General features: G+C 52.6%; 12 protein-coding genes. 10 read left to right on the top strand and 2 right to left on the bottom strand.

Features of this window, described 5'->3' with window-relative positions; translation table 11 throughout:
• Positions 1–46: 46 nt before the first annotated feature.
• Positions 47–1,702 carry an HD domain-containing phosphohydrolase gene (locus IPI86_RS07385; RefSeq protein ID WP_345297353.1) on the bottom strand — a complete coding sequence of 552 codons (1,656 nt, stop codon included), beginning with the start codon at positions 1,700–1,702 and terminating at the stop codon, positions 47–49.
• A 146-nt stretch (positions 1,703–1,848) separates the two neighbouring features.
• On the opposite strand from IPI86_RS07385, the gene IPI86_RS07380 reads away from it, so the two are divergent.
• The 10 genes from IPI86_RS07380 (at position 1,849) to metG (ending at position 12,274) form a co-directional block, all read left to right on the top strand.
• On the top strand, positions 1,849–2,076 hold the full coding sequence (locus IPI86_RS07380) for a transposase (protein WP_345297352.1): 228 nt from the start codon (positions 1,849–1,851) through the stop codon (positions 2,074–2,076).
• Positions 2,077–2,293: 217 nt separating this feature from the next.
• Positions 2,294–2,716 carry a nitroreductase/quinone reductase family protein gene (locus IPI86_RS07375; protein WP_345297351.1) on the top strand — a complete coding sequence of 141 codons (423 nt, stop codon included), beginning with the start codon at positions 2,294–2,296 and terminating at the stop codon, positions 2,714–2,716.
• A gap of 142 nt (positions 2,717–2,858) precedes the next feature.
• Positions 2,859–4,550 (top strand): SulP family inorganic anion transporter, encoded by a 1,692-nt coding sequence (locus tag IPI86_RS07370; RefSeq protein WP_345297350.1) that lies wholly within the window; start codon positions 2,859–2,861, stop codon positions 4,548–4,550.
• Between the two features lie 55 nt (positions 4,551–4,605).
• Positions 4,606–6,285 carry a SulP family inorganic anion transporter gene (locus tag IPI86_RS07365; RefSeq protein ID WP_345297349.1) on the top strand — a complete coding sequence of 560 codons (1,680 nt, stop codon included), beginning with the start codon at positions 4,606–4,608 and terminating at the stop codon, positions 6,283–6,285.
• 94 nt (positions 6,286–6,379) lie between these two features.
• Entirely contained in the window at positions 6,380–7,255 is an 876-nt protein-coding gene (locus IPI86_RS07360) for a TatD family hydrolase (protein ID WP_345297348.1), read from the top strand.
• Position 7,256: 1 nt separating this feature from the next.
• Positions 7,257–8,222 (top strand): polyprenyl synthetase family protein, encoded by a 966-nt coding sequence (locus IPI86_RS07355; protein WP_345297347.1) that lies wholly within the window; start codon positions 7,257–7,259, stop codon positions 8,220–8,222.
• 38 nt (positions 8,223–8,260) lie between these two features.
• Positions 8,261–8,836 (top strand): DUF177 domain-containing protein, encoded by a 576-nt coding sequence (locus IPI86_RS07350; protein WP_345297346.1) that lies wholly within the window; start codon positions 8,261–8,263, stop codon positions 8,834–8,836.
• Positions 8,837–9,030: 194 nt separating this feature from the next.
• Positions 9,031–9,708 carry a glycosyltransferase family 87 protein gene (locus tag IPI86_RS07345; protein WP_345297345.1) on the top strand — a complete coding sequence of 226 codons (678 nt, stop codon included), beginning with the start codon at positions 9,031–9,033 and terminating at the stop codon, positions 9,706–9,708.
• Positions 9,669–10,235, top strand: coding sequence for a hypothetical protein (locus tag IPI86_RS07340; protein ID WP_345297344.1), 567 nt, complete (start codon positions 9,669–9,671; stop codon positions 10,233–10,235). The genes IPI86_RS07345 and IPI86_RS07340 overlap by 40 nt, the downstream gene beginning before the upstream one ends.
• A 242-nt stretch (positions 10,236–10,477) precedes the next feature.
• Positions 10,478–12,274: a methionine--tRNA ligase gene (gene metG, locus IPI86_RS07335; RefSeq protein ID WP_345297343.1), complete on the top strand. Its 1,797-nt coding sequence runs from the start codon at positions 10,478–10,480 to the stop codon at positions 12,272–12,274.
• A gap of 211 nt (positions 12,275–12,485) precedes the next feature.
• Here the strand turns inward: metG and IPI86_RS07330 are convergent, their stop codons facing one another.
• Complete coding sequence (locus tag IPI86_RS07330) at positions 12,486–14,324, bottom strand: LysM domain-containing protein (protein WP_345297342.1); 1,839 nt, start codon at positions 14,322–14,324, stop codon at positions 12,486–12,488.
• Positions 14,325–14,624 lie beyond the last annotated feature (300 nt).

The following is a 14,624-nucleotide window of genomic DNA, read 5'->3' as shown; positions in this document are numbered from 1 at the left end:
CAGGGATTATATCCCTGTGTAATATCGTTACATAAATCTCTTGTTTTCAAAAAACACGCTTTTGCAGACTGCGTCTGTGCGCGATCTCTTCCATCACCTTTGCACGGATCTGCATCCACTCATATGACGGGATGGCGAGAAATGCCTCGACGGCGCGCGGGTCGAACTGCCTGCCAGATTCTTCAACAATGATATCGCGTGCGGTTTCGTAGGAACATCCCTGTCGGTAGGGACGATCCGAGGTGAGCGCATCGAAGGTGTCGGCAATTGCAAACAAACGCGCTCCGATGGGGATCTCCTCTCCGCGCAAACCGTTTGGATAGCCCGTGCCGTCCCATTTTTCCTGATGACAGATCACGATCTGGATCTCCTCGCGCAGGTAGGGAATCCCAGCCAGCATGTTATATCCCGCCAATGGATGCAGATTGATGATGTTGCGTTCCGCTTCATCGAGTGAACCAGGTTTGTGCAGCACGGCATCGGGCACGCCGATCTTTCCGATATCGTGGATGAGCGCCCCGCGGCGGATACTTTTGATGCTTTCTTTATCCAGCCCGATCTGCTGCGCAAGGCAGGCGGTGTATTCGACCACGCGGCGCGAATGTCCTTCGGTTTCTCGGTCACGCAGGTCAAGCGCGGCGGAAAGTGCATCGAGGGTCAGGTCGTAACTGGTTTGCAGGTCTGCGACGAGTTGGGCATTGTTGACCGCCAGCGCCGCGCTATCTGCAATGGAGCGGAACAGGTCGAGGTCGTCGCGGGTGAAAAGCTGTCCATCCCTTTTGTTCACCGCCTGGATCGCGCCAATGGATTTATCCTCCAGCACCAGCGGCACGGTCATCAGCGAGCGGGTGACAAAGCCCGTTTTTTCGTCCACAGACCGGGCGTGGCGCGGATCGTTCTTTGCATCCTTAATGATGATGGATTCTTGTTTGGAGACGCTTGTCCCCACGATGCTGGGAGCGTTGAGCGGTACGGCCAGTCCCATAAGTGACTCGGCGCCCGCCCCTCTGGCGAAGCGGCATCGAATGACCCCCGCTTCATCGTCCACGAGCCAGATGGATTGAGCTTCGGCGTTGATGGCCTTGTTCACTTCTATAAAAATGCGGGGGATGAGTTCGTCGATATCCAGTGTCTGGTGCAGGTGACGGCTGATCTGGTTGAGCAGTTTCTGGCGCCCGGTGGTGCGGTTATTCCGCTCGTAGAGTTGGGTGTTTTGAACGGCAAGGGCAATATGCCTGGCTGTTTCGTGGACGAAGTCATAGTCGGAGTGGGTGAAGACTGGTGCGCCAACCTTGTTGAGGACATTGATCTCACCCAGTAATTTACCGCGCGCCACGAGCGGGACACCGATCATGTTACGGACGTCAATATTGAAGGAAGCGCGATATGCTTTGGGGTCCATCCATTTGGATTGGAGCGGGTCCTCGATCTGCGTCAGCCTGCCCGTTGCGGTGCGATACGCAGCGACGAATTTTCGGGCGCGCATCACGCTCCCCGCCATTTTTGCAGATTGCGGCCCGATGGCGTGGACGCAGGTGATATCCACCTCGGCTTCGTTGAGCAGCCAGATCGCGCTGTCTTCGCTGGCGACAGTATTTTGAATTTGGGTAAGGATGGAAAGTAGTATGGGGTCTAGTTCGGGCATGGAGGAAAATTCCTGCCCTAATTCCAAGAGGATCGACGATGGGATGAACGCAGCCATAAAATTCTCCACAACCAATAAGAAGGACGACGTCAGTGTGTTTCCAGTATACTGCGGTTTGAATCAAATAAAAAGTAGGTCGTAAATTTAGAGCCTGTCAAACTGGCTTGTAGTTCAGACTTTTTACACAATCCCGAAGAGATGGCATGATTCTCGTTTCGGGAATGGAGGAAACCATGGCAGGGACATATACCCAGATTTACATTCAAGTCATTTTTGCAGTGCAGGGGAGGCAAGACCTGCTAAGCAAGGATTGGCGGGACGAAGTGTTCAATTACATGGCGGGTATCATCAAAAACAAGGGACAAAAGCCCATCATCGTCAACGAGGTGGACGACCATGTCCACGCATTGTGGGACTTAAACCCGCAATAGCATTATCCGACCTCGTAAGAGATATCAAGAACAACATCACACCAAATATATATTTCAGGACGAATATATGGGCTTCCTCAAATTCGAGATCGAACATAATAGACTTTATCGGAAATAACCGACGGGACTATAAAATGCCCTTGAAAATCGGCTTTTTTATGCCAAAATCCTTAATACCGATAACGTCTAATGTATAATATTTATTTGGATGGACACAATGAAAAACGCTTTTATCAAATGGTTCATGAAGATCAATGCCTTCTTCATTCGCATCTCACGCGGACGGGTTGGCACACAACTCGGCTCGCAAAACATCCTGGTCTTGAATACGGTCGGGCGAAAATCAGGACAGATGCGTAGCATCCCAATTGCATACTTCTTCCACGAAGGCAAGTATCTCATTGTCGAATCCAACTGGGGCAAGGATAACCATGCCGATTGGTATTTCAACCTGCAAAGTCAACCGCAAGCTACCCTCGAAGTAAAAGGTAAAACGATCAGCACCAACGCGAGGTTCGCCGAAAGAGAGGAATACGCCCGTCTGTGGGATTACCTTACCAAAAAGCATCCTCCCTATTTGGAGTATCAGAAGATGACGAAGAGAAAAATCCCGATTGCAATCTTTGAAGAAATCAGTTAATAAAGGGTTCATAGGTCTTACTGACCTACGAGCCCTTATTTTTAATTAAGACACCCTATGATAGAATCCAACAACTAAAACAAAGGACGCCTTGGGGGAGCACGAGCCTTTGCAGATAACTATTTATTTTGGAGAATAATTTATGCCTCGAAGGAGTCTCGCTCGTCTATATAAAGACGAGTTTTCAGGGTATTCGTTTGCCAGTTTTCAAAAAGACCTGATCGCGGGTCTATCCGTTGCGGCGGTGGCGTTGCCATTGGCATTGGCTTTTGGCGCAGGGTCAGGCGCGGGCGCAGCAGCGGGACTCATCACCTCCATCATCGGCGGACTTGTCATCGGTGCATTGGGCGGCGCACCATATCAGATCAGCGGAGCGAAAGCCGTCACCAGCGTAGTGCTGATCGTACTCGTCAATCGCTACGGACTCGAAGGCATGTGGTTCGCCACCCTCTTCTCAGGGTTGCTCATGCTCACCATCGGTCTCCTCAAACTTGGCCGCTTCATCGCCTTCATCCCCGCGCCCGTCATTCGCGGTTTCACCCTCGGCATCGCCCTCATCATTATCATCCGCCAAATGGACAATCTGCTCGGCATCCACACCCCCACTACCGAAACCGCCGCGCAAAAACTTATTGGATATTTCAACGAAAGCTTTGTCATAAATCCGCAAGCCATTATCCTGGGACTCGTCGTCATTGCGACCATGCTGCTCTGGCCGAAAAAATGGAATCGATATTTCCCATCCTCCCTCGCTGGACTCATCCTCGCCACGCTTCTTAATTTAACTGTAGGCTGGTCAGTCACGACCATCACTTCCATCCCCCGGACATTGATCCTCGAACAGCACCTCGACCTCACCAAAATTCCGTGGGCGAATCTCTCCGACTTCATCGCCCCCGCATTGACCCTCACCGCACTTGGCTCGATTGAAGCCTTCCTCTGCGGCGCACTTGGCTCGAACATGACAGGCGTTCGACTGCAAGTGAATCAACAACTCATCGGGCAGGGACTCGGCAACATTACCCTGCCTTTCTTCGGCGCAATTCCCACAACCTCTGCGATGATCCGCACCAGGGTCGCTATTCAATCAGGCGCGCAGACGCGTTTGGTCAGCATCTTTCAAGCCATCTTTTTATTGATCGCCATGTTCCTCTTCGCCCCATTCCTTGAGCGGATTCCTTTGGCTGCATTGGCAGGGCTTCTCATGGTGGTCGCCATCCGCTCCAATGAATGGAGCGCGATCAAGCGCATCTTTGCCAAGCGCTTCAAGACCGATATGATCGCCTTCAGCATCGCCATGCTTGCCACCGTCGTTCTCAGTCTCACAGATGCAATTCTGCTTGGCACATTCCTTGCAGGAGCCGTCTTCCTCAACAAGATCGCCAGCATTGATATCAATCTTCAGGATGTAGATGTTGACCGCCTCAAAAAACGCGGCATTGAAACGGCTGGCAAATGTAAACATATCCGCGTGGCATTTCTCACGGGACCATTGTTCTTCGCGGCCACAGGTCAATTTGATGAGGCCTTCGCCAATTTGAAAGACACGCACGCATTGATATTGTCCATGCGCGGCGTGCCGTTAATTGACACGGAAGGTCTGGAGGAAATTCAACGCCTGTATGAAAGACTCCACAAACAGGGCGGCACGCTCATGTTCGCAGGAGTCCACGACAACGCACGCGCCATGATGGAGCGTGACGGACTCGTACAAATTATCGGCGAGGAAAATTTCTTTTGGTCCAGCGACCAGGCCATCGTCGAGGCAGAGAGGCGCGATTGCGCATTTTGTGCGTCGGAAGTCATCGAGTCGCCTGAAAATGCAGCGACGTAAAATTCCATTAACAAACAACAGCAATTGGAGATAAGATTACAGTGGAGAAATAAACATGCCGCGAAGAAGCCTTGTGCGATTGTATCAAGATGAATTCACAAATTATTCACCCGCAAAATTTCAACAGGATCTGCTTGCAGGTTTGACCGTTGCCGCAGTTGCGCTTCCATTGGCACTGGCATTTGGTGTTGCATCAGGAGCCAGCGCGGCGGCGGGAATGGTCACTGCCATTCTTGCAGGCTTTATTATGGGGTTGCTCGGCGGCGCGCCATATCAGATCAGCGGACCAACGGGGGCGATGTCTGCGGTGTTGATCGTGCTCGTCACGCGTTACGGGCTGGAAGGTATTTGGGTGGCGGGGTTATTTTCTGGCTTTTTGCTTTTGATGATCGGCATCATGCGTCTGGGCCGCTTCATTGCATTCATCCCCGCGCCAGTCATCAGCGGATTTACCTCTGGCATCGCGCTCATCATTTTCATCGGCCAGATCGATAACTTTTTCGGTGTCAAAACTGCGGCCACTGAAACCGCCGCACAAAAATTCATTGGATATTTAAACACACCATTTATACCCGACTGGCATGCCGTTGTGCTTGCATTGATCGTGATCGGGTCGATGCTGTTCTGGCCTGCCAAATGGAATGCGCGCTTTCCTGCCTCCCTTCTTGGAATCATCCTTGCCACGCTTCTTAATTGGATTTTGAGTTGGCCAGTCTCGATGATCGGAGTCATCCCTCAAACCTTGTTCCTCGAACAACGCCTGACCCTTGCAAATATTCCCTGGGAGAATCTTTCTGATTTCATCGCCCCTACGTTGACGATCACCGCGCTCGGCGCAGTTGAATCGTTGTTGTGCGGCGCGGTTGGCTCGAATATGACGGGCGTGCGCCTGCAGGCGAATCAGGAACTCATCGCGCAGGGCATCGGTAATATGGTGATTCCATTCTTCGGCGGAGTCCCTGCCACGGCGGCTATTGCACGCTCCAGTGTAGGGATCAAATCAGGCGGGCAGACTCGTTTGGTGAGTGTGATCCATGCCGTTGGGATTTTGCTTTCGATGTTCCTTCTCACCGCTTTCATGGAGCGGATTCCGCTTGCGGCGCTGGCTGGCGTATTGATGGTCACTGCCGTGCGCATGAACGAATGGGACGCGATCAAATTCATTTTTGGCAAGCGTTTCAAGACCGATATGATCGCTTTCACCATCACTATGCTTGCCACCATCGTGCTCGACCTGACGCAGGCCATCCTGATCGGCTCATTTCTTGCGGGCGCGGTATTCCTCAACAAAATTGCCAGCATCGATATCACTGTACAGGATGTGGACATCAAGCGATTACGGGAGAAAGGAATTGAAACCGATGGGCATTGCAGGCACGTGCGCGTGGCCTTTCTCACGGGTCCGCTTTTTTTCGCGGCAACGGGTCAATTCAACGAGGCTTTTTCCAACCTGAAAGAGACTCACGCTCTCATTCTTTCGATGCGCGGCGTGTCACTGATCGATACAGCGGGGATCGAAGCCATTCACCGCCTGCATGAGCGGCTTCACAAGCAGGGCGGCACGCTCATGTTTGCAGGCCTGCACGACAATGCCAAACAAATGATGGAGCGCGGCGGGTTGGTGGAAACCATCGGCGAGCGGAATTTCTTCTGGTCGAGCGATCAGGCCATTGTCGAAGCGGAGCGGCGGGGTTGCAAGTTCTGTCGAACCCGCCATAAATTCCACGCGGTATAATCTTAACAAGCCCACAAAGAACATCGCCGCCAGAAAGTAGGCGGCGTTTTTTGAGGCGCAATTCTGAAAGATTAGCAAATCCCAACACGTCCTCATGAAGGCAAATAACCTTCAACTTGCAACTTTCAAACCTTCAAACCCGCCCTCCATGCAACTCACCGACACGCACTGCCACCTCGATTATCACAAATTCAACCCTGATCGCGCGGAAGTTATCCAGCGCGCGAATGATACGGGGTTGATTCGGCTGCTCGTACCCGGACTCCACCACAGGTCCAGCAAAGATGCGGTGCAGTTGGCAGAGTCAAATCCCAGCGTGTATGCGGCGGTCGGGTTTCATCCCACTGACTTGGATGAATTCACAGAAAAGACCTTCGAAAAAGTGAAGGATTTGGCGCATCATCCGAAAGTGGTCGCCATCGGTGAAATTGGAATCGATTATTACTGGGTGAAGGAAAGCGAAAAACGGGCGATCCAACGCGAGGTGCTCAAGCGGCAGTTGCAGTTCGCTCAGGAAGTGGGGAAGCCCGTGGTCATTCACATGCGCGAAGAAGGTGATGCGTGGACGGGGGATGCCTCGGTTGACCTGCTCGCGATTTTGAGCGAGTGGAAGAGCGGGCTGAGCGGTGCGCTCGCTGAACGGCCGGGCGTACTTCATTCTTTTAATGGCGATCTCGAAACCGCCCAAAAAGCGCTTGCGCTCAACTTTTACCTCGGAATCACAGGTCCGGTGACTTATAAAACTGCGGACAAAAAGCGCGAAATTATTGGACAAATTCCCCTTGACAGAATCCTCATCGAAACCGACTCGCCTTTTCTCTCCCCGGTGCCGCATCGCGGCGAACGCAATGAACCTGCCTATGTTCGTCATATTGCTGATAAAATTGCAGAAATCCATTTAAAAAGCCCTGCGGAGATCGCCAGCATTACAACCGCCAATGCGGCACGGCTCTTTGCATGGGGAGACTGATTTGAACGCAGTAACTTTTCTCTCACCAGTAACACAGGAAATCAAACTCGTTGAAGAACGAATGCGGATGCAGGCGGATGAAAGCCATCCCGATTTGCGCGCCGCATTGGAGCATTTGCTTGCGGCAGGCGGAAAACGAGTCCGACCCACCCTTGGCCTGCTCGTCGGAAATATGCTGAATGCGCCCCTCGATAAACTCGTCACCCTCGGTGCGGCAGTTGAACTTCTCCACACAGCCACCCTCGTCCATGATGACTTGATCGATGGCGCTTTGCTCCGCAGAGGCATGCCCACCTTGAATGCGCGCTGGTCGCCGCCCGCCACTGTATTGACAGGCGACTTCCTGTTTGCGCGCGCCGCCAAACTCGCCGCCGAAGCCGATCATTTGGCATTGATGAAATTATTTTCTGAAACGCTTGCGATCATTGTCAATGGTGAGCTTACGCAAATGTTCACCTCGCGCGGGTTGATCAGCCGCGATAATTATTACAAGCGCATTTACGCCAAGACCGCATCGTTATTTGAAATGACCTCGCGCGCCTCGGCCATGGTCAGCCCCGTGGATGACGGCATGATCGAATCCATGCGCGATTTCGGATATCAAGTCGGCATGGCCTTCCAGATCGTGGATGATATCCTCGACTTCAACGGGGAACAGGCTGCCGTGGGTAAACCCCTCGGCTCTGACCTTCATAACGGGCTGGTCACGCTCCCAGCCATTTTCTACGCTGAAGCCAATCCCGACGACGCCGATGTCCTCTCCCTGCCCAATGGCGGTTGGACCAACACCGAGAACATGACCCGCCTCGTGGAAAATATCCGCGCCAGCAATTCATCGCGCCTCGCCATGCACGAAGCCGAGCGCCACGTGGACCGCGCCCTCGCGATTCTGGCGACGCTGGAAAATTGCGCCGAACGCGAAGCGCTGGAAAACCTCGCGAAATATATTGTGGATAGAAAAGTTTAGGTAGAAATTGAGTAGTGGCAGTAGAATCGGTGAACAGCTTGTCACCCTTGCAACCTGCTAACTTTTCATCCTTCATCATTCATCCTTCTCCATTTCCCACTCCCATGCCTAGTTCCCGAAAACCTTTCCGCATTAACGTTGGCTTTATCATTTACGAGGAAGTCGGTAATAACTACGACTTTCCCTTTGAATTCGACAAGATCGTCCTCGGCGATGACCTTGAATTGCGCAACTTTGATGGTATTGTCAATGTCGGCAAAACCCCGCAGGGACTCGTGGTGCAGGCAGATTTCTCCGCTGAAACCACGCTCGGCTGTGTGCGCTGTCTCAGCGACTTCGACCATGAATTGGATTGGTCGTTCACCGAGTTATACGCCTTCGACAAACGCTCCGAAACAGAATCCGCGCTGATTCTGCCCGAGGATGCCCATATTGACCTCGGCGAATTGCTGCGCGAGTATGCCCTGCTCGAAGTGCCCATCAGCCCGATCTGCAAACCCAATTGCAAAGGCCTGTGCACCGAATGCGGCCAGAACTTGAATGAAAAAGACTGCGGTCATCGTGAAGACCTGTCCGATTCACCGTTTGCGAAGTTAAAGGATTTGCTCAAGTAAAAATGGATTAGACCTCTTGCATAAGTCACAATACAATTGTGTGAAAACCTTTTGAACCACTGCGGCACGAAGACACAGAGGAAACCACTATTTCGCTTGCACCGCCTCAGTGTCTTTGTAAAAACTTTACTTTCGCAAAAGGTCTATTATGAAATGACAGTCACATTCAAGGTGACTGTCATTTATAGAAAATAATGAAACCATCCATTCAAAAAACACTTGGCATTATCGTTACATTGAGTTTGATCGGGGGCATGATCTTCTTACGCGCGCGGCTCAGTTACAACACCTTTGATTTTCAAAACTCGAATTTCACCTTCTTTTGGCTTTCGGGGCGGATGCTGATCGATGGCGAAAACCCATACGACGAAAAACAATATCTGGCAGGCCATGAAACGTACGGAATCAAATGGCAGCCCAATCGAATATTTCCATATCCTTTGCCATTGGCGATCTTCTTCATTCCGCTGGGTTTTCTTTCGCTGCCAGTGGCCTATATCACATGGCAGGTCATCACACTATTGATCGTCGCTGCTACGATATTTTTATTGCTTGCACATTGGGAGGAATCTGCACAGCGTCTGTTGCTGGTTCCCATTTTTGCGGCGATGTTTTTCTTTGGGCCGATGTATCTCACCCTGCACACGGGTTCGGTCGGTGCGATTGCGTTGCTGGCACTCTTGGCGGCGATCCTTTTGCTGGAGAAAGACAAGTCCATGCTGGCGGGTATCGTTCTTTCATTAACGATGCTCAAACCCCCGCAGGGAATCACCATTCTTTTTTTGCAGGCATCTGGTTTCTGGCACGGCGCGATTGGAAAGCCATTTACGGCGTGGCGATCGGCGGAATTGCATTGCTGCTCATTGGGATGATTCAAGACCCGTTGTGGGTGGTCAAATTCCGCGGCGCGAGCGAAGCGGTGATGGATCGGACTCAGGGAGTCCACTCGAATGTGTGGGCTTTTGCGTACCTTGCCTGTAACGGGAATTCGCCATGCTGGCCGCTTCTGGGCGGGACCTTGAGTTTGATCCTGCTTGGGCTGGCTGGATTCTTCCTTTGGCAGAATCAGGCTAAATTGTCCGCGTGGGAGGCGTTTAATGTCATCATCCCGATCAGCTTTGTCAGCACGATCTATCTCTGGGCGTATGACCAGATTCCGTATCTCATTCCCATTGTGTGGATCATCGGCACGCTGGTGCAAAAATCGCGCAGTTTCATTTACGCATTCCTCTTTTTGATCGTGTTGGTGCTGTTCTCGCTGTTCGCGTTGTTGCAGCAGGCTTCGACAGACAAGGATCTGTGGAGCCTGGGGACGACACTCATCGTGCTTGGATCTCTTTGGGCGGTCTCGCGCATGAAACAAAAACCGCCCATTGACAAACCATCTTCCACGGCCTAAAATACGGCTCATGAAATTCAGACCTGAATTCCCAATGGTGACAATGACCATGGCCATGCGAATGCAAATGGAGATGTTTTGCCGCGAGTGGAAAGCACGTTAGGTCTGTATACCTGAACGAAAACGGGCTGTCCATTTTGCGGACGGCCTTTTTTATTGCAAATTACAAATTAGGAAATTGTATGAGACACTTATGTGTCCCAATCCCATTCCTAATCACCTAATTCCTTATGGAGTATCTTATGTCTGAAAACATCCTGATCGCAGTTGCCTGGCCTTATGCCAATGCTGAAATCCATGTAGGGAACCTGACAGGGTCACACCTGCCCGGTGACATTGCCGCGCGTTATCATCGTTTGAAGGGGAACAAGGTGCTGATGATCACCGGCACCGACTCGCACGGCACGCCCGTCACCATGAGCGCGGACAAACTCGGCAAGCCAGTGGAGGAAGTGTACAAGTCCTATCACGAAGGCTTCATTGAGCTGTTCCAGAAGATCGGCATTTCGTATGACCTGTACACGACCACGCACAGCGAGAATCATTTCAAGGTTTCGCAGACCATCTTTTTAGCGTTGCAGAAAAACGGATTCCTGTTCAAAAAGACCGAGCCGCAGTGGTTTTCGCCCGGGTTGAATCGCTTCCTGCCTGACCGCTACATCGAAGGCACTTGCTACATCTGCGGCACGGAAGGCGCGCGCTCTGACCAATGCGATGCCTGCGGCAACGTGCTCGACCCGACCAAACTGGTCAGCCCGAAGTCGAAGGTGGAGGGCGATACCTCGTCGCCTGAGTTGCGCGACACCGAGCATTTTTACATTGACCTTTCGAAGCTCGAGCCCGATGTTGTGAAATATCTCAAAGACCGCGCCGACCACATGCGCGATACCGTGTTGGGTGAGTCCCTGCGCAAGGTGGAAGCCGAAGGGCTCAAGCCGCGTGCCATCACCCGTGACCTCGATTGGGGCATCCCAGTCCCTGTGGATGAAGCGGGTTGGGACACGAAGAAACTCTACGTGTGGTTCGAGGCCGTCATCGGGTATCTCTCTGCGCCCATTGAGTGGAGTCAGGTATCGGGTAATGGCGAAGCGTGGCGCGATTGGTGGACGAATCCAAACGCGAAGCAATTCCATTTCATTGGCAAGGATAATATCTTCTTCCATACATCGCTTTGGCCCGCTGAATTGATGGGCGTCGGCAGTGCATTTATGGAGCTGTTCGCGGGCGAGGAAGTCCCGCTGATTTTGCCGTACGATGTGCCTGCCAATCAATTCATGAATCTCGAAGGCAAGAAGATCAGCGGTTCGCGCAGTTGGGCGGTGTGGGGACGCGATGCGCTCACACGCTTCGACCCTGATGCCATCCGCTATTATCTGACCATCAACATGCCCGAAACCAAAGACAGCGATTGGGATTGGGCTGAGTTTGTGGCGCGTAACAACAACGAATTGGTCGCCACATGGGGCAACCTTGCGAATCGCGTGCTGGCTTTCTGTTATAAGAATTGGGAAGGCCAGGTGCCTGATGTGGATTTGAGCACGCTTCGCCCCGCGGACCTTGAACTGCTCGCCGCCATCGAAAACGGATTCAACACTGTGGGCGCGGAACTCGAAGCCGTGCACCTGCGCTCAGCCGTGGGTGAAGCGATGAAACTCGCCACCGTGGTCAATCAATATCTCGATGTCAATGCGCCGTGGTCTGCCATCAAAGTGGACAAAGCCGAAGCGGGCAAGACCATCTACACCGCGCTCAAAGCCATTGACTCGCTCAAGGTCATCTTCGCCCCGTTCCTGCCGTTTACCAGCGAAAAACTGCATGGCTTCTTCAATTACGAGACTCCGCTGTTCGGCGAGCAATACACCGAAGAGGTGAGTGACTCGTTGGGCACACACACGGTGTTGCGCTATAAACCTGTCGAAGGTTTGCAATGGAAACCCAGCGAGTTACAGCCTGGGAAGAAGTTGAATCAGCCCGGTCCGCTGTTTAAGAAGTTGGAGATTGAAGTGATTGATGTGGAACGGGGAAGGTTGGGCAAATGAACAAAAAATCGGATGTCATCTTGACATCCGATTTTTTGTTAAATTTCTTGGGGCGGGGGGGGGGGGGGGGGGGGGGGGGGCCCCCCCTGGGGGCCAAGGCCCCCCTGCGGCAGAGAGGGTGCGTCGCACCAGACTTAATTGGATTCTGCTTATCCGTAGATTTATTTCATTAATGAGAAAGAATCTACCCGTCTGGTGCGACGCACTGAATTTATTGCTTCGCGATCGTGATGCTTGCAGGCTGCGATGGCGCTGCACCTCCGCCTGAGGCGATGACCATATGCGAGAGCGTGGGGACCGCGAGATCGGCATCGGTGATGGTGTAAGAGGCGCTGCAGGTAAGGGTAGCACCGGGGAGGATGGTGGCGGTGGCGTCACCACAGTTGATCGGGGTTGCACCGTGCAATCCGCCGGTGATGGTGAATTGGGAGGGTCCCAAATTCACGCTGCCGCTGTTCTTGATGGCATATGTAAAAGTAATTATCTGACCAGCCTGCGTGTAGGTGAGTGGATTGGCGGCGATGGTCAGGGTCAGCAGTTTGGTGACTTTATTGATCGTGACGCTTGCAGCTTGTGACGGTCCCGCGCCTCCGCCTGATGCGGTGGCTTGGTGTGAGATCGAATTGAGGGTCAGGTCTCCCTGGGTGATGGTGTACGCGGATGTGCACGTGATTGTTGCGCCGGGGGCAATACTTGCAGCCGCATCGCCACAGTTCAACGGCGTGGCGCCGAGCAGTCCGCCGCTTACTGTGAACTGAGCAGGACCCAGATTCCCTGTTCCGCTGTTCTTGATGATATAGGTAAAGGTGATGACTTGTGCCGCCTGATCATAGGTCAGCGGGTTGGCTGTGATGGTCAACGTCAATGCCTTGGTTTGTGTTGGAGGAATCGTCACGGTGCCTGCGGAATAATTGGGAATCCTGAGTTTGATGACACTTCCCGTTGAGGTCAGGCTGGTGGTTGCGTTCGCCAATTGCAAAACGGTGGGGTCGGCGCTGTATTTTTGGCCGAGGGTGGCCCAGGTATCTCCAGCTTGAAGTGTGTGAGAAACGAATGTGATGCAGGGCGGACCATAGAATTTGGAATAACCACCTGGATTATTCACGGTCAGGACTACCCCGGGCTTGATCTTGCTCGGGTCGGGAATCTTGTCCTTGTTATCTGCGGCCAATTTGTTGGGGTCGACTCCGTAGCAACGGGCGATCTGCCATATCCATTCACCTTCGATGACCGTGTGCGAACTGCTTGAGGCAGATGGGGTGACCGTGGTGGCGCTTTTCGTGACGGTGGCTCCCACAGGGGGCGATGTGGGAGCGCCGCCGCCAGCTGCGGTTGCATTGGTTGAAAGGGATGCCGCACCCATGTCAGCTTGAGTAGTTGTATAAGTGGCCGAACAGGTTACAGTCGCGTTTGAAGCGAGGGTTGCAGTCGCCTCTCCGCAATTGATGGGAGTTGGGATGCCCGTGTCGGTCACTGTGAATTGAGCGGGTCCCAGCGTGGCAGCGCCGACATTTGTGATGACGTAGGTATACGTAATGGTCTGACCCGCGCGGTCATATGTTGTGGGGTTGGCGGTTTTGGTTAATTTCAGGATCACAGGTGGAACGGTGGCGACCGTGGTGGTGGCTTGGTTGGAATTAACGTTGTTCACAGTGGCCATCGCTGTGGTGGTGACGGAGCCTCGATCGAGGTCAGCCTGTGTGATGGTGTAGGAGGATGTGCAAACGACCGTTTCTCCTGGATCGAGCGAGGCATCGAGATTGCCGACAGTGAGAATCTCGGGGCAGGTTGCGCCTGTCACGATGATAGGCCCGGGGGTGGATGCTGTGCCTGAGTTCTTGACGCTAAAAGTATATTTGATCACCTGTCCCACCGTATTGAATGGGACCGAGGTATCTGCCAGCATGCCGAGTTCTATGGTCACAACAGCGGGGAGGGCGGGGGTGGCTTGCGCAACTGCTGCATCTGCGGCGCCGCCGGTGAGCGAACAGGACGCCAGCAGTAATATGGCAGTTACAGAGCTTATGAACGAACGAATCAGTTTTGTCATTTGATTTCCTCTTTTTCCGTTAGTGGGTTGCCTGAATAAAATTCGTAGAGGATATGTTTATGGGATGCTTGATAGGATGAGTATAGCATTAATGATGTGGGGTTGAGTCCGTTTTTGAGGAAATCTGCGGTGTAAAAACGGGGATGACCAAGTGGGTGGCCCCTGTCTGCTGACATTCCTTCCCGAGGAGGGTGCGCAATTTTCAGTTCAATGATAGATTCGAGAAATATTTTTTATCGAGAGACAGTTAATAAATGCGAAGGCGGTCGTGTCCCATGCGAAATTGGTTGAACATCGGTT

The sequence above is a fragment of the Candidatus Villigracilis affinis genome (genome assembly GCF_016705895.1).
GTDB lineage: Bacteria > Chloroflexota > Anaerolineae > Anaerolineales > Villigracilaceae > Villigracilis > Villigracilis affinis.
Note: the sequence above shows the minus strand (reverse complement) of the source record. Positions and strands in the feature narration are given on the sequence as shown.